This is a genomic window from Massilia antarctica, assembly GCF_015689335.1.
Lineage (GTDB): Bacteria > Pseudomonadota > Gammaproteobacteria > Burkholderiales > Burkholderiaceae_D > Telluria_A > Telluria_A antarctica.
On sequence record NZ_CP065053.1, the window covers coordinates 4,991,871 to 5,007,374 of the forward strand.

Sequence of the window (15,504 nt, forward strand, 5' to 3'; positions counted from 1 at the left end):
TCGCTGCTTCCATCAAAGGGGACATTCCACGGCGCTACCTCGCGCTGTGCCGGCCCGTGCATGATCGAAGGGATGTTTCCACGAATTGCCTGGCGGCCGATGCCGCCATGCTCATGGAATAAACCTGGCAAGAACAATTTTTTACTGTCCAGTCAGTCCCACAACGGACAGGCAATGCGCGTGAAATCCGGGTGCGTTGCGCGCTGATTCGGCAGGCGCCGGCGGGAGTTGTCAGGTTTGAGCGGCCGGTTCCGCAGCTGTCAGCTTGACCCAGGCCTCGGGCAGCATGATGCGGAACATGCCCGCCTGCGCCGTCTTGCGCGCCAGTTTCAGTAGCGCCTTGTCCTTGGTAATGAGGATATCGGCGCTCGCATCGCGCGCCAGTTCCAGGAATTTCTGGTCGTCGCGGTCGGTGCAGACCGGCAGGCGCACCGGTTTGGTGTCCGGCGCGACGACGGCGATCAAGGCGTCGAAGCGCGCCGCCGCAAGCGGGCGGCTCGCTTCGTCGAGCGGCAGGTGCTTGTAGTGCAGCACCACCAGATATTCCTCGCGACAATCGGCGCGGGTGACGGCCTCGACCGCGCCACGCTCGATGGCGGCCAGCAGGCTGGCCCAGCGCGGATCGTGGAAGACGAACAGGTCGAGGCAGACATTGGTGTCGAGCACGATGCGTTTGGCTGGAGCGGGTATCATATTGGTCTGTTTATTCGTAGTAAGTTGATTGAATCTTATGCTGATTGTCTTGTCGCCCGCCAAATCGCTGGACCTTGAAACGCCCCCGACCACCGAACTTCACACCACGCCCGATTTTCTCGACCGTTCCAGCGCGCTGATCGACGTGCTGCGCCACTATTCGCCGCCCGAGCTGGCCAGCCTGATGCATCTGTCCGATACCCTGGCCGACCTCAACGTCGGCCGCTACGCGAGCTGGAGCAAGGACACCAGCGAGGCGCGCCAGGCGATCATGGCCTTCAACGGCGACGTCTACGCCGGCTTCGATGCGCGCACCCTCAAGCCGGGCCAGCTCGATTATGCGCAGCACAGCGTGCGTATTTTATCCGGGCTGTACGGTGTGCTGCGCCCGCTCGACCTGATTCATCCGCACCGGCTCGAGATGGGCACCAAGCTGGCCACGCCGCAGGGCAAGGACCTGTACGCGTTCTGGGGTGAAACCGTCACCGGCGCGCTCAATGAGGCGATTGCTGCCAAGGGGGCCAAGGTGCTGGTCAATCTGGCGTCGCAGGAATACTTCAAGTCGGTCAAGCCCAAGCTGCTGTCGGTGCCGGTCGTCACCCCCGTGTTCGAGGACTGGAAGGGCGGCAAGTACAAGATCATTTCCTTCTTCGCCAAACGGGCGCGCGGGTTGATGGCGCGCTATGCGGCGGTCAAGGGCATTGTCGATGCCGAGAAGCTCAAGAGTTTCAAGGTCGATGGCTATGCGTTCGACAAGCATGATTCCGACGACCGCACGTGGGTGTTCAGGCGCAAGGTCGAGGTTTGAGGCCAATTGCGCGTGATCGCAAATAGCGCCGAAGGACGTTAACATTAAAACCGTCGCCCCCGCGCCAAGGCGGCACTCGGCGGGGGCGACGGAATTTAGGTCGACGCGATAAGGGGCGACGTGCTACTGGCGCCAACAAAAAACCGGGTCTCCCCGGTCTTTTTCATTTTCCTCAATGCAATCAGCGGGCCGGACGGTTTGACCTGGCCCAGAACTTCCACCACGATTTGCCGCTGGCGTTCGGGTCGAGGAACTTGCTGTTCGGGTAGTTGCGCACGAAAATGCGCTTGGTGTCGTCGCGCAGCTCCGGCATGCCCAGCTTGTCGTAGTTGCGCATCATCAGGAACAGCGCTTCTTCGCGCGCCGGCGCATCCTGGTAGTCCGATACCGCCGCCATCGCACGGTTCAGCGACGCAAGATACGCGCCGCGATCGTGGTAGTAGTTGGCAACGTGCACTTCGTACTGCGCCATCGCATTCACCAGATACTTCATGCGGGCAATCGAATCCGCCGCGTAGATGCTCTCAGGGAACTTGTCGACCAGGGCCTTGAAGGCGGCGAACGCTTCGCGCGTCGCTTTCGGGTCGCGTTCGGTCGGGTCTTGCTCGTAGACGAAGCTCAGGAAGCCGATCTGGTCGTTGAAGTTGATCAGCCCGCGCAGGTAGTACATGTAGTCGACGTTGGCATGGTTCGGGTGCAGCTTGATGAAGCGCTCCACCGCCGCCAGCGCCTGCGCCTGGTCCTGGCTCTTGTAGTAGGCGTAGGCGATTTCCATCTGCGCCTGCACTGCATAATTGCCGAACGGGTAGTTGGTTTCGAGGCGCTCGAACAGCTTGATTGCCGCCTCGTAGTGGCCACCGGCCATTTCTTCGCGTGCCTCAGCGTATAATTTCGTCACCGGCCAGTTTTTGGTCTCGTCGGTTTTTTCCGGCAACAAGCTGCAAGCGGACAAACCGAGCAGAAGAGAAGCAGCAACGGTAGTAGCAACAGTACGGGCAACAACACGCGATAATTTTTTTTGCATAACTTTTTGCAAGAGAGTATTAACTGAGATTCAACGAAAGGCTGATTATAGCCGATGGGACTGCTGTGATATTAACTCCAACGCCGAATTCGGCGGATTTGCCCTTAGACCCCGATCTGGAGATCGACCTCGACGACGAGGCAGGCGACGAATACGTGCCTGCCGCCCCCGGCATCGACCTCTCCCCGATCCACCTTGAACTGACGCCGGACGCTTGCGGCCACCGTCTGGACAAGGTCATTGCCGGCCTGGTTCCGCAATTTTCGCGCAGCCGCCTGCAACTGTGGTTCGAAGCCGGCCACGTGCTGGTCGACGGCAAACCCGCGCGCGGCAAAGACACCGCCTACGGCGACGAAGCGGTCGTCATCCTGCCACAAAGCGCGCCGGAAGACGAGGCCTACACGCCGGAAGCGATGGAACTGAACATCGTCTTCGAGGACGAGCATATCATCGTCATCAACAAACCGGCCGGTCTGGTCGTGCATCCGGGCGCCGGCAACTGGTCCGGGACCCTGCTCAACGGCTTGCTGCACCACTGCCCGCAACTGGCCGGCGTGCCGCGCGCGGGGATCGTGCACCGGCTCGACAAGGATACCAGCGGCCTGATGGTGATCGGCAAAACCCTGGCGGCGCAAACCGACCTGGTGCGCCAATTGCAGGCGCGCAGCGTCAAGCGCGAGTACTTTGCGCTGGTCTGGGGCACGCCGCAACTGAGCAGCACCATCGACGCCTCGATGGGTCGCCACCCGAAAGACCGGGTCAAGATGGCTGTGTCGACCAATTTCTCGGCCAAGCCGGCCATTACCCACTACCAGCGCATCGCCACCGGTATGTTGGACCGTCGTCCCGTCAGTTTGGTTCAATGCCAGCTCGAGACCGGCCGCACCCACCAGATCCGCGTGCACATGCTCTCGATCGGCTTCGCGCTGGTGGGCGACGCCGTGTACGGCAAGCAGCACCTGACGCCGGTCTTCCCGCGCCAGGCCCTGCAGGCGCGCCGTCTGGGCCTGGTGCATCCGGCCACGGGCGAGGACATGGAATGGATCGTGCCGCTGGCCGATGATTTCGCCGAGCTGATCGCACGCGCCGGCATCCCCGAGCCCGAGCAGGTGTGATGCCTGGCGTGCATGTCATCGTGCCCGACTGGCCGGATATGCCGGCCGGGGTCAGGGCCATCGCCACCACCCGGCCCGGCGGCGTCAGCCCGGCGCCGTATGACGACGGGGCTGGCGGGGGCGGGCTGAACCTGGGCGACCATGTCGGCGACGATGCGGCGCTCGTAGGACTGAACCGGGCACGCCTGCGCCAGTCGCTGCCTTGTGAGCCGGCCTGGATGTCGCAGGTGCATGGGGTGGCCGTGGTCGACGCCGCCGGCGTGCAGCCGGGCCAGCCGGTGCCGGTGGGCGACGCCAGCATCGCCAAGGTCCCCGGCGTGGTGTGCGCCATCATGACGGCCGATTGCCTGCCGGTGCTGTTCGCGTCGAGGGACGGCAAGGTGGTGGGCGCCGCGCACGCGGGTTGGCGCGGGCTGGCCGCCGGGGTGTTGGGCGACACCGTGGCGGCCATGCGCGCGGCCGGTGCCGGCGAGATCACTGCCTGGCTGGGCCCGGCAATCGGTCCGGCCCGGTTCGAGGTCGGCCGCGACGTGGTCGATTGTTTTATTGCTGAGGCGGATGGCGCTGACGAGGAAAGCCAGAGCGCGCAGTGTTTCACGCCGTGTCCCGGGCGTCCGGGCAAGTATCTGGCCGATATCTACTGGCTGGCGCGCATCGCGCTGGCACGCGATAACGTGACGGATGTTTCCGGCGGCACCTATTGCACCGCCAGTGAGCCCGGCCGCTTTTATTCCTACCGCCGCGACCAGGTCACGGGCCGCCAGGCCAGCCTGATCTGGATCGAATGAGGCCGGCGGCGCTAGTCGCTGCTGGAGCTGCTGTCGCTGCCGCCGCTGTCACTGCCGCCACTGTCACTGCTGTCGCTGCTGCCGCTATCGCCGCCGCCGGCGTCGCTGAAGTCGCTGGTATCGTGGCGGCGCGGCTCGTCGTCAGTGTGCTGGCCCGCGTTGCGTTCGCGCTGCGCGCGTGCGCGGCGCGCCTGTTCCTCTTTGTGTGCGATCTTCATGCGCCGCATCTTGGAGCCGGCGATGTACCAGACTATTGACAAAGGCAACACACAATAGCCCAAAAACGTCATAATCCCTGCGACAATACTGTGCTCGGTAATTGCCATCAGGCCAACAACATAGATCCATGCAATAGCGACAAGCCACATACAACTTTCCTTGGAAAAGATTGAAACAATGAACGCAAACATGAATATGCCCGACCCGCAAGCGATGGCCTCCGCATGGATGGCGCAAATGACCGATCCGTCCGCCTGGCAGGCGATGTTCAAGGCGGCGCCGCTTGACGCCAGCCCCGTGGCCAACCTGCTCAAGGATGCCGGCGCGACCATCCCGCCGCAAGCGCTCGAATCGCTGCGCAACGATTACCTGCAAAAAGCAGCGGGATTGTGGCAGGAATTCCTGGCCGGGAAAACTCCCGCGCTCAGCGACCGCCGCTTTGCCGCCCCCGAATGGCTGTCGAATCCGATGTCCGCCTACAGTGCCGCATCATACCTGTTAAACGCCGAGTTTCTGACCGCCATGGCCGACGCCGTCGAGGCCGCCCCGCGCGAACAGCAAAAGATCCGTTTCGCCGTCCAGCAGATGGTTGACGCCATGTCGCCGGCCAATTTTCTGGCGACGAACCCGGAAGCCCAGCAAAAACTCATCGAAACCAAGGGCGAGAGCCTCACCCGCGGCCTGGCCAACATGCTGACGGACATGCAGAAAGGGCGCATTTCGCTGTCCGACGAGTCGGCGTTCGAGGTGGGCCGCAACGTGGCCACCACGCCGGGCCAGGTGGTGTTCGAAAACGAACTGTTCCAGCTGATCCAGTACACCCCGGCCACGCCGACCGTGCGCCAGGTGCCGCTGTTGATGATGCCGCCTTGCATCAATAAATTCTATATTCTCGATTTGCAGCCGGAAAACTCGGTGGTGCGCTACGCGGTGGAGCAGGGCAATACCGTGTTCCTGGTGTCGTGGCGCAATCCGGACGCCTCGATGGGCACGACCACCTGGGACGATTACGTCGAGAACGGCGCGGTCAAGGCGATCGAGGTCACGCGCGCCATTTCCGGCTCCGACAAGGTCAATGCCTTCGGTTTCTGCGTCGGCGGCACCATCATGAGCACGGCGCTGGCGGTGCTGGCGGCGCGCGGCGAACAGCCGGCGGCCAGCCTGACTTTGCTGACCACCTTGCTCGACTTCCAGGACACGGGCGTGCTGGAAGTGTTCATCGACGAAACCCAGGTCGCCATGCGCGAACAAGCCCTGGCCAAGGGCGGACTGATGCCGGGACGCGACCTGGCCACGACCTTCTCGTCCTTGCGTCCGAACGACCTGGTGTGGAATTACGTGCAGTCGAACTATCTGAAGGGCAAGGAACCGCCGCCGTTCGATTTGCTGTACTGGAATTCCGACAGCACCAACCTGCCAGGGCCGATGTTTTGCTGGTACTTGCGCAATACCTACCTGGAAAACAGCCTCAAGGTGCCGGGCAAGCTGACCGTGGCCGGGGCGAAGGTCGACCTGGGCGCGATCGAGGCGCCGGTGTTCGTCTACGGTTCCAGGGAAGACCACATTGTTCCCTGGAGCGCCGCGTATGGCTCGATGCACATTCTCAACCCAAGGAATGCCCAGGCAAACCGGTTTGTGATGGGGGCGTCCGGGCACATTGCCGGCGTCATCAACCCGGCCTCGAAGAACAAGCGCAGTTACTGGACCAATGACCAGCCCCCCGCTGGCAAAGGCAAGAGCAAGGCCAAGGCCAGTGTCGCGCCGGCGCAGGAATGGCTGGATGGCGCGACCGAGCACAAGGGCAGCTGGTGGCCGGGATGGGCGGCTTTCCTGGCTGACCATGGCGGCAAGCAGGTCAAGGCGCCGGCCAAGGCGGGCAGCAAGGCCTACCCGCCGATCGAGCCGGCGCCGGGGCGTTACGTCAAGGTCCGGGCGGACTGAGGCGGGCAATGGGACGGGGCAATGGGGGTTGCCCTGTACCTATGATTTGGGTGCGGCGCACTATTTGCTGCACGCGGCCCGGTAAAGTGGTATTTTTGCGAATATCCACTCTATAATGCAAAAAGTAGGCGTGTCAGGAGCGGACCTCAGTCCGCTTTTTTTTCGTGATCAGTCAACATGCGCTGCGGCGCAATAAGTGGAACCTTGAGATGAGTAGTGCAAAAAAGAGTACGGAACGCCTGATCAAGAAGTACCCGAATCGTCGTCTGTACGATACCCAGACCAGTTCGTATATCACCCTGACGGACGTCAAGCAGCTGGTGCTCGACGCGGATGAATTCACCGTGATCGACGCCAAGACGAGCGAAGACCTGACCCGCAGCATCCTGCTCCAGATCATCCTGGAAGAGGAAGCGAACGGCGCGCCGATGTTTTCCAGCGGCGTGCTGTCGCAAATCATCCGCTATTACGGCCATGCCATGCAGGGGATGATGGGCTCTTACCTGGAGAAAAATGTCCAGGCTTTCACGGATATCCAGAACAAGTTCACCACCGGCCAGACCGGGGCGTTCGAGGGGAAGCCGTTCAGTCCTGAAATGTGGACCCAGTTCATGAATGTGCAGGGACCGATGATGCAAGGGATGATGAATAACTACATCGACCAGAGCAAAAACCTGTTCGTGCAGATGCAGGAACAGATGCAAAACCAGAGCAAGAGCATTTTTGGGGCGGCGTTTCCGTTTCCGCCGGTGGAGAAGAAGTAATCTCTAGCTCGCTACTTTTCCTGTAGCCGTTCGCGTTACCAGAGCGTCGTTCCCACCACCGACCTCGTCGTCCCCGCGCCAAGGCGGCACTCGGCGGGGACCCAAGTTCATCGAGCCGCCGGCGTCTACAGTACGAACTTGGGTTCCCGCCTTCGCGGGAACGACGGAGCTCGTGCGCAGCGGCAACGCCTAAACCACCAACTCCCCGCCCCAAACAGGTATAATCGCAGATTACCCTGCCTTATTGTGCCTCCAACATGTCCGAACTTCGTCGTATTCCCCTTCCTGGTGCCGCTCCAAAAGTCGGCTTTGTCTCGCTCGGTTGCCCTAAGGCGCTGGTCGACTCCGAACAGATCCTGACCCAGCTGCGCGCCGAAGGTTACGAAACCGCCAAGTCGTACGAAGGCGCGGACCTGGTCATCGTCAACACCTGCGGCTTCATCGATGCCGCCGTCCAGGAATCGCTCGACGCCATCGGCGAAGCGCTGGCCGAAAACGGCCGCGTTATCGTCACCGGCTGCCTCGGCGCCAAAAAAGATGCTGCCGGCGACGACATCATCATGAAAGTGCACCCGAAAGTGCTGGCCGTCACCGGCCCTCACGCTCTCGGCGAAGTCATGGACTCGGTCCACCTGCACCTGCCCAAGCCGCATGAACCCTTCTTCGACCTGGTGCCGGCGCAAGGCATCAAGTTGACCCCGAAGCATTACGCTTACCTCAAGATTTCCGAAGGCTGCAATCACCGTTGCAGTTTTTGCATCATTCCATCGATGCGCGGCGACCTCGTTTCGCGCCCGATCGCCGACCTGATGCTGGAAGCCGAAAACCTGTTCAAGGCCGGCGTCAAGGAATTGCTGGTCATCTCGCAGGACACCAGCGCCTACGGCGTCGACGTCAAGTTCCGCTCCGGTTTCTGGAACGGCCGTCCGGTCAAGACCCACATGACGCAACTGGTCGAAGCGCTGGGCCAGCTGGCCGCGCAGTTCGGCGCCTGGGTGCGCCTGCACTATGTGTATCCGTATCCGCATGTCGACCAGATCATCCCGATGATGAGCGGCGGCTCGGTCCTGCCTTACCTCGACATTCCGATGCAGCACGCCCATCCGGACGTACTCAAGCGCATGAAGCGTCCGGCCAGCGGCGAGAAAAACCTCGACCGCATCCAGACCTGGCGCGCCATGAATCCGGACCTGACGATCCGCTCGACCTTCATCGCTGGCTTCCCGGGCGAAACCGAGGCCGAATTCGAATACCTGCTGGACTTCCTCAAGGAAGCCCAGATCGACCGCCTCGGTTGCTTCGCGTATTCGCCGGTGGAAGGCGCTACCGCCAACTTGCTGGACAATCCGGTGCCGGAAGAAGTGCGCGAAGAACGCCGTGGCCGCGTCATGCTGCTGCAGGAAGAAATCTCGGCCAAGCGCCTGCAGGCCAAGGTCGGCAAGACCATGCGCGTGCTGGTCGACGAAGTCGGCGGCAAGGAAGCCATCGGCCGCTCGTGGGCCGATGCGCCCGAAATCGACGGCGTGGTGCACATCAAGCGCTCGCTGGTGCCGGGCAAAAAGCTGACCGTCGGCGAATTCGCCGAGGTTACCATCACCGCCGCCGACGCCCACGATCTCTGGGCCTCGGTGGTCTAGTTCATCACGGCTGGCACGGCCGCACCGGTGGCCGCGCTGGCCACCGGAAAGAGCGCCAGCCGATGAAAATTTCCCCCCAGACCCAACTGATTCATCACGCCTACGAGCCGCCCGCCGGCTTCGCGGCGTTTCCCACCCCGATCCATCACGCCTCGACGGTCCTGTTCAAGGATGTCGCGGCCATGCGTTCGGGCGACTGGAAAGACAAGAGCGCCTACACCTACGGCCTGCACGGCACGCCGACCACCTTCACCCTGGAAGCGCGCCTGGCCGCCATCGAAGACGGCCAGTTCTGCCTGCTGGCGCCGAGCGGGCTGGCGGCCATCGCCATGGTCGATTTTGCGCTGCTCAAAAGCGGTGACGACGTGCTGTTGCCCGATAACGTGTACAACCCGAACCGCGAACTGGGCCGCTGGCTCAGCGCCGATTTCGGCATTACCGCGCGCTATTACGATCCGATGATCGGGGCCGGCATTGCACAGTTGATGCAGCCGAATACGAAACTGGTCTGGACCGAGGCGCCCGGATCGGTCTCGATGGAAGTGCCGGATCTGCCGGCGATTTGCAAGGCGGCGCATGCCGCGGGCGCGCTGGTGGCGCTGGATAACACCTGGTCCGCCGGGCTGGCGCTGCGCGGCTTCGAGCATGGCGTCGACATCATCATGCAGGCGCTGACCAAATACCAGTCGGGCGGCTCGGATGTGCTGATGGGCGCCGTGATCACGCGCGAGCGTGCGCTCAACGACCGCATCGCAATGGCGCACATGCGCCTGGGGCTGGGCGTGAGCGCCGATGATGCTTACCTGGTGCTGCGCGGGCTATCGAGCATGAAGCTGCGCTTCGAGGCGCACGACGCGGCGGCCCGCAAAGTGGCGCACTGGCTCAAATCGCGCCCGGAGATTGCGCGGGTGCTGCATCCGGCCCTGGCCGATTGTCCGGGGCATGAGCTCTGGAAGCGCGACTTTACCGGCGCGGGCGGCCTGTTCTCGGTGGTGTTCGATGCGCGCTACAGCGAGGAGCAGACCGACCGTTTCGTCGACAGCCTGGCTTTGTTCGGCATCGGATACAGCTGGGGCGGCGCGAACAGCCTGGTGATGCCGTACCGGATGCAGGCGATGCGCAAGGACTGGAAGGATGCCGGGGTGCTGGTGCGCTTCAATATCGGGCTGGAAGATGCCGATGATCTGATTGCCGACCTGGCGCAGGGGCTGGCGCGGCTGTAAGCCCTTGACCTTCCCGTCGCTACCCCCGTTGGCTCTGTCAATGCCAGAGGCGGCTCCCTCTTGAACTGGAAGCATATGCGACGTTTCATTGGCTTGTTTGTGCTTATCTTGTGTGGCTTGAGTATCTGGCTGCTCGGACCCTATCTGTTCCTCCCAAGTGGCACCACGACCATTAGTTGGCTGTATGCCGCTGACACATTTCACCAGTGTTCCCGTGAGGTCCCCGAGGCATCCGGTGACTATTGGATACCAACCGCTGAACAAATCCTTGATCTGGAAATGCAGATGATCAGGGTGATGTCCCAACGGGAGCAGGCCGGCCTGAGATTGCCGTATCCTGGCACGCGCTTCAACGGTCAGTATATTGGCTTCACGCGCCATGGTGCACGGTACATCTATGGGAATTTTTTCCCCAGTTATGAGGTCGGCGAACAGCGCTGGACGGCCGACTGGGCGCCTTTTGAAAGGCCCGTGATTGTGTGTGACGGTGGCCGCAATTTCTGGGGAATTGTCTATGACGTGCGGACCAAGCAGGTCGAACAACCGATCTTCAACGGCCCCGCTGACGGGGTCTATCCCGACATTCAAGTACGAAAACCGTCAACAGCGGTTGCGAACTGATACACCGATTCGAGAAGATGGCCGCTGTGCGGCGCGGCCTTGAAACCCCAAGAGTATCCTGTTCGTATTCTGAGCGTATGCAGCCCCTATCCCATCCAGCGTCCGGAAAACCGCCTTGGAACGAAAGCACCAACAAGAAACGGTCATGGGCCGCGTGTGCCAACGCCATCGGCCCAGCCTTTCGCGTGACTCGACGCCGTAGCCTGCGATCCGTGCTGAGATTCCTCGCCGGCGCAGCCAGGCCCAATGTGCTCTGGAAGCGCAGGCTCGGTCGGCATGTAGCTTACCTGGACGTTTGCGCGCGCGGCCGGATAGCCCTTTAACAGCCGGAATCGATTCTGGGAGAGGGATGAGCATGCGCGAATCATGGACCTGCGCGCCTGTGATTTGGGCTGCCAGCGGCAGTCCACGCTGATCTACCAGCACATGGTGTTTGCAGCCGAGCTTGCCGCGATCAGTCGGGTTTCGGCCAGTATGCTCGCCACCAGCCGGTGCCGGTACGCTGGCTGCGTCAATGCAGGCTCGATCCGACATGATTTGGTCATACTCTTGGAGTCGCCGCAGCACCGCCTCGTGGACGCTCTGCCAAACACCTGCTCGCATCCATTTGTGAAGGCGACGCCAGCACGTCATGCCGATCCCGCACCCGAGCTCACGCGGCAGGTACTCCCGAGGTAGTCCGGTTCTGAGGACAAACAGGATTCCCGTCAGGGTTGCATGATCGTTGATGCGCGGTCGCCCACCTTTCGGGGATCTACTGTGAGTTGGAAGATGAGCTTCCATAAGCGGCCAAAGGTCTTCGGGAAGAAGGGCTTGAGCCATGGCATCGGTCTGTCTGCGAATACGGCCGTCATCTTAGCGCGCGGACCGCGGGCACGTACGACAGTTTCCACCCCATGGCAGACGCTCGATCTGCCGTCATTTTCGACGACGTTCCCAACTTTGAATGCGGGTAACTTGTTGAACTGAGCCGGAGAACATGCCAAAGTGACCCCGCTCCTTCGCGCTGAAAATACCTTCGACCAGGACGTAGCCCCCGCTTAGTTTTTTGGACGTGCGAACCTGATTATCGTCAAGCGATATCCAAACCGCATTTGACGACAAGGCTTTGTCAAAGTCCTCGCGATGCAGGTAGAGAGCGTTGCCTTCGAATTCCAAGTTCAAATAGGCTATAAGCCGAATCGACTTACCGTCAAATTGCTGAGGGTTCGCGATGAGCTGGATCATCGAAACATCGTGAAGTTCGCTCGATGCAACAGTGGTGCAAATGAATACCAGGGTGAGGGCAAGCGCTTGCAAGATCTTATGCATTTCTTCGTAATCCTTAAATTGCAATCAAATGGTGACTATTGGCCGACTCCCACTGATTGTACTCAACCGCGAACTGGCGTCGGCCGGTTTTGCCGCTAGCGCCCCAAAGCAGTCCTATTGCTCGGGCGGCTTTTACTTGGCCGGACGATGCCCAGATAGCAAACCACCCCGTTATAATCAAAGTATGAAACGACTTGTCGAGCTCCTGAAAAGCCTGTTGGGCCTTAGCCAGCCAGCATCCCCGCCAGTATCAGTAAACCCACTGGACTACGAGCAGCTAGTAGCTTTGGACGCGGAGAGTTTGGCGGAGCAGGGTATCCTGACCTCTTATAGCGAGTTGTTGCCCCGGCTCAAGGAGTATTCTGCGGCACCACTTGAAGTCACTGAGGTCCAAAGCAACGATGGTCTTGGGTACACCGTTGAAGCCGGTGGCAGGCAATTTGTAATCTGGGAAGTGCTGGAGAGCGGTAAGCAGAACAACGATGGCTGGGAGCGTGCCACGGTTGCCTTTTTCCAGATCGTGAATGCAAGTCTTGAGGCTTCTACTTACCATTTTTACGCAATCAATGGCGGCAACGATCTTTTCGGGATGTTCCTGACCGAACAGGAATTCATTGCCGCTCGACAAGCCATTGCAAGGCGCTCGGACTGGCCTTGGTTGCCGGATGACAGGTTGCCGCACTACGGTTTTCCTGTCGAAGATGCGTAAGCGGGCGCTGGCCCACGACCGTCCTCTATTGGCCGATCACTGCCGATTGTACTCGACGGTAGCGGTGCGGTATCAGTGACGCCGGCAGACGCCCCGGTGCCGACCTCCGGGAGCATCGACTCAGTGCTATCCACTTGAAAGAAAGTCCAGTTGAGGGAGATAGTTTGGCTCATACCTAGCCCGAAAAAGTTCCGCTCCAATTAACCGACGAACGGATACGTTTCTCCGGGCGAGCAGCATCCATCGAGCTTTCTGGCCGCTGCCTTCCTGCCCGCTTCCCGCAATGATCTCGACACTTTGCCAAAAAGAGGCTGATCCTCGTTGACGCATAAAATTGACCATTCTCCAGAACTCGCGGCGCACACGCCTGTGTAGGTACAAGAGCGCAATTTCTTCAAGGCGTCCCTGCTGTTCCGATGTGAGACGAAGCCTCTTCAGCCTATCCCAAACAATTTCCTTGTGATAACCGGACCGAAAGGTGACCTGATCGACTTCGAGGAAAATTAGTGCCAGTTCAATGCTATCTTTTTCGCCAGCTAAGAACCCTGACCACGCCGCATCCCCACCGGGAAAAAACGATTCATCAAAGTACGCGTGAAAATGCGTACATGCCGCTTCCCACGCCGCCCGCCCAGCCGGTGATTCCGAGCGGAACTTGAGCGTTTCGCCAATTTTTGCCTGCGCAATGCGCAACTTCTCTGCGTTTGCACGAACTTGGTCAGCATCCAATTTTTTTACCGTATCCGTTTTTGATGGGAGAGTGGTCAGCGACAGGCGGCTTCTGGCCGAAAGCGGCGGGTCGCAGTGCTCAGTGCACGCCGTTGTTGCTCTCAGGATAAGTGACCGGTTTTGTCAGGCACGCTTAACCCGGCATCGCCTTATTGTTCTCCAGATCGAAAAACCCCCTCAGCAAGCGGTACGCCTTCCAGATCCACGCCAGCCCGCCCACGACCCACGCGATGAAGATGCCAAGGCCGAGCAGCCAAAACAGCGCGATCCAGAAAAACGCGGCGACCATGGCCCATACGAAAAACCACCAGAACGAGCGGATCATCCAGCTGTGATGGCTGTACAAGTACGTCCCCTCCGTTTCGGGCCGCTTGATATAGTTCACGATCAAAGGCACGACCGACAGCAGGCCCAGCGAGAAAACCAGGGCCAGCGCATGCACGATGTACAGGATGCGCACCATGTTCTTTTGATCTTCCAGATTGGAATCGAGTGTCAGCTCTTGCGTCATGATTCATGCTCCTTTAGCAATGTGAGCCGATTGTAGCAGTCCCTCCGCCGGAACTCTTGCCGTTTCGTGTGCATATCATGCATGACGCATCAGAGCATCCACCCAGGAAACAATTCCGTTCACATCCATTGCGCCCGGCTGGCGCGCGACTTCCCGGCCGTTGCGAAACAGTGCCAGGGTCGGAATGCTGCGGATGTTGTAGCGCGCCGCGAGATCCTGCAGACGCTCGGTATCGACCTTGAGCAGCCGGATACGGGGCTCGAGCCGCTTGGCCGCCTGCTGGTAGGCCGGCGCCATCATCTTGCATGGCCCGCACCACTCGGCCCAGAAATCGACCAGCACGGGGATATCGTTGCGCTCGATATGCTTGTTAAAGCGTTCCGTGTTGACGTCGATCGGCATGCCGGCGAATAGCTCGCGCGCGCATTTGCCGCACACGGGCGTGTCGTTCAGGCGCTCGTGCGCCAGCCGGTTGACCGCTTCGCAATGCGGGCAGACGATGTGGACGGGGTCGGTCATGAAATCCTCCTGCGTACTGATTGGTAAAACGCCATTGTAGACCGCGCGCCGCCAACCGTGTTCGGCTCGCGCGCGACTGGCTGCTACACTTTCTCGCCATGACAAATCCTACACATCAACACAAGGGCGCGCTGCGCATCGGCTGCGCCGGCTGGACCATTTCGCGCGAGGCGGCAGGCGCGTTCGAGACCGAAGGCAGCCACCTGGAACGCTATGCGCGCGTGCTCGGCACGGTCGAAATCAATTCCTCGTTTTACCGTCCGCACCAGGCCAAGACTTACGCGCGCTGGGCGCAAAGCGTGCCGCCGGCCTTCCGTTTCGCGGTCAAGCTGCCGCGCACCATCACGCACGATGCGGGCCTGGTGGGCATCGATGCGGCGCTGCGCCAGTTCGCGGACGAAGCCGGTGCCCTCGGCGACAAGCTCGGTTGCCTGCTGGTGCAACTGCCGCCCAAGCGCGATTTCGATCCAGCCGTCGCGGGCGATTTTTTCGCGCGCCTGAAAGATACTTTCGGCTGCATGATCGCCTGCGAAGCGCGTCATCCGAGCTGGTTCGGCGAGGACGCCAGCACGCTGTTGCGGCGTGAAACGGTCACGCGCGTGATCGCCGACCCGGCCAAGGGCCAGGAGGGCGCGCACGTGCCGACCACCGAAAGCATTTACGTGCGCCTGCATGGCGCGCCGCGCATCTATTACTCGCCGTATGCGGCCGACTATCTGGCCCAGTTGGCGTGCGACATGGCGACCCACGCGGCGCACGGGCGCGATGTCTGGTGCATCTTCGACAATACGGCCTCCGGCGCGGCCCTGCCCAACGCGCTCGACCTGCGCGCGGCGCTCGGCATGGCGCCGCATGGCGAGGACCTCACTGCCGCACCGACGCCCTGAACGGC

Annotated in this window: 18 protein-coding genes; 10 read left to right on the forward strand and 8 right to left on the reverse strand. The window is 61.1% G+C overall.

Going from position 1 to position 15,504, the window contains the following annotated elements:
* Nucleotides 1-231 precede the first annotated feature (231 nt).
* Nucleotides 232-693, reverse strand: coding sequence for a putative toxin-antitoxin system toxin component, PIN family (locus IV454_RS22200; RefSeq protein ID WP_206087872.1), 462 nt, complete (start codon nt 691-693; stop codon nt 232-234).
* A gap of 37 nt (nt 694-730) precedes the next feature.
* Between IV454_RS22200 and yaaA the strand changes: the two genes are divergently transcribed.
* The gene (yaaA, locus tag IV454_RS22205; RefSeq protein WP_206087873.1) at nt 731-1,501 is read left to right on the forward strand and encodes a peroxide stress protein YaaA; all 771 of its coding nucleotides are present in this window, start codon (nt 731-733) and stop codon (nt 1,499-1,501) included.
* Nucleotides 1,502-1,682: 181 nt separating this feature from the next.
* On the opposite strand, the gene IV454_RS22210 is transcribed toward yaaA, so the two are convergent.
* Nucleotides 1,683-2,525, reverse strand: coding sequence for an outer membrane protein assembly factor BamD (locus tag IV454_RS22210; RefSeq protein WP_206087874.1), 843 nt, complete (start codon nt 2,523-2,525; stop codon nt 1,683-1,685).
* A gap of 65 nt (nt 2,526-2,590) precedes the next feature.
* Here IV454_RS22210 and IV454_RS22215 point away from each other — a divergent pair, with 65 nt between their 5' ends.
* Both IV454_RS22215 and pgeF read left to right on the forward strand, forming a co-directional pair.
* Nucleotides 2,591-3,640 carry an RluA family pseudouridine synthase gene (locus tag IV454_RS22215; RefSeq protein ID WP_206087875.1) on the forward strand — a complete coding sequence of 350 codons (1,050 nt, stop codon included), beginning with the start codon at nt 2,591-2,593 and terminating at the stop codon, nt 3,638-3,640.
* A gap of 8 nt (nt 3,641-3,648) precedes the next feature.
* Complete coding sequence (gene pgeF / locus IV454_RS22220; protein WP_370663794.1) at nt 3,649-4,428, forward strand: peptidoglycan editing factor PgeF; 780 nt, start codon at nt 3,649-3,651, stop codon at nt 4,426-4,428.
* 11 nt (nt 4,429-4,439) lie between these two features.
* On the opposite strand, the gene IV454_RS32985 is transcribed toward pgeF, so the two are convergent.
* A complete protein-coding gene (locus IV454_RS32985) occupies nt 4,440-4,838 on the reverse strand; it encodes a hypothetical protein (protein ID WP_229521780.1) in 399 nt (132 codons plus the stop codon).
* On the opposite strand from IV454_RS32985, the gene phaC reads away from it, so the two are divergent.
* From phaC to IV454_RS22250, 5 genes are all read left to right on the forward strand, one after another.
* Nucleotides 4,837-6,588, forward strand: coding sequence for a class I poly(R)-hydroxyalkanoic acid synthase (gene phaC, locus IV454_RS22230; protein WP_206087877.1), 1,752 nt, complete (start codon nt 4,837-4,839; stop codon nt 6,586-6,588). The two genes, IV454_RS32985 and phaC, sit on opposite strands and share 2 nt — an antisense overlap.
* Before the next feature lie 209 nt (nt 6,589-6,797).
* Nucleotides 6,798-7,352, forward strand: a complete 555-nt coding sequence (gene phaR / locus IV454_RS22235; RefSeq protein ID WP_054267830.1) for a polyhydroxyalkanoate synthesis repressor PhaR — start codon at nt 6,798-6,800, stop codon at nt 7,350-7,352.
* A gap of 257 nt (nt 7,353-7,609) precedes the next feature.
* A complete protein-coding gene (gene rimO / locus IV454_RS22240; RefSeq protein ID WP_206087878.1) occupies nt 7,610-8,989 on the forward strand; it encodes a 30S ribosomal protein S12 methylthiotransferase RimO in 1,380 nt (459 codons plus the stop codon).
* Between the two features lie 62 nt (nt 8,990-9,051).
* Nucleotides 9,052-10,212, forward strand: a complete 1,161-nt coding sequence (locus tag IV454_RS22245; RefSeq protein WP_206087879.1) for a cystathionine beta-lyase — start codon at nt 9,052-9,054, stop codon at nt 10,210-10,212.
* A gap of 75 nt (nt 10,213-10,287) precedes the next feature.
* Entirely contained in the window at nt 10,288-10,833 is a 546-nt protein-coding gene (locus IV454_RS22250) for a hypothetical protein (protein WP_206087880.1), read from the forward strand.
* On the opposite strand, the gene IV454_RS33600 is transcribed toward IV454_RS22250, so the two are convergent.
* Together IV454_RS33600 and IV454_RS22260 are read right to left on the reverse strand one after the other, a co-directional pair.
* Entirely contained in the window at nt 10,813-11,655 is an 843-nt protein-coding gene (locus IV454_RS33600) for an IS5 family transposase (protein ID WP_206087881.1), read from the reverse strand. The two genes, IV454_RS22250 and IV454_RS33600, sit on opposite strands and share 21 nt — an antisense overlap.
* A 96-nt stretch (nt 11,656-11,751) precedes the next feature.
* Nucleotides 11,752-12,144 carry a hypothetical protein gene (locus IV454_RS22260; protein ID WP_206087882.1) on the reverse strand — a complete coding sequence of 131 codons (393 nt, stop codon included), beginning with the start codon at nt 12,142-12,144 and terminating at the stop codon, nt 11,752-11,754.
* Between the two features lie 184 nt (nt 12,145-12,328).
* On the opposite strand from IV454_RS22260, the gene IV454_RS22265 reads away from it, so the two are divergent.
* Nucleotides 12,329-12,853 (forward strand): hypothetical protein, encoded by a 525-nt coding sequence (locus IV454_RS22265; protein WP_206087883.1) that lies wholly within the window; start codon nt 12,329-12,331, stop codon nt 12,851-12,853.
* A gap of 126 nt (nt 12,854-12,979) precedes the next feature.
* Here IV454_RS22265 and IV454_RS22270 read toward each other — a convergent pair whose 3' ends face one another.
* From IV454_RS22270 to trxC, 3 genes are all read right to left on the reverse strand, one after another.
* On the reverse strand, nt 12,980-13,582 hold the full coding sequence (locus IV454_RS22270; protein WP_206087884.1) for a hypothetical protein: 603 nt from the start codon (nt 13,580-13,582) through the stop codon (nt 12,980-12,982).
* Nucleotides 13,583-13,715: 133 nt separating this feature from the next.
* Nucleotides 13,716-14,093 carry a DUF4870 family protein gene (locus IV454_RS22275; protein WP_206087885.1) on the reverse strand — a complete coding sequence of 126 codons (378 nt, stop codon included), beginning with the start codon at nt 14,091-14,093 and terminating at the stop codon, nt 13,716-13,718.
* Between the two features lie 75 nt (nt 14,094-14,168).
* On the reverse strand, nt 14,169-14,612 hold the full coding sequence (gene trxC / locus IV454_RS22280) for a thioredoxin TrxC (RefSeq protein WP_206087886.1): 444 nt from the start codon (nt 14,610-14,612) through the stop codon (nt 14,169-14,171).
* A 98-nt stretch (nt 14,613-14,710) separates the two neighbouring features.
* Between trxC and IV454_RS22285 the strand changes: the two genes are divergently transcribed.
* Complete coding sequence (locus IV454_RS22285) at nt 14,711-15,499, forward strand: DUF72 domain-containing protein (protein WP_206087887.1); 789 nt, start codon at nt 14,711-14,713, stop codon at nt 15,497-15,499.
* The last annotated feature ends 5 nt before the right edge of the window (nt 15,500-15,504 follow it).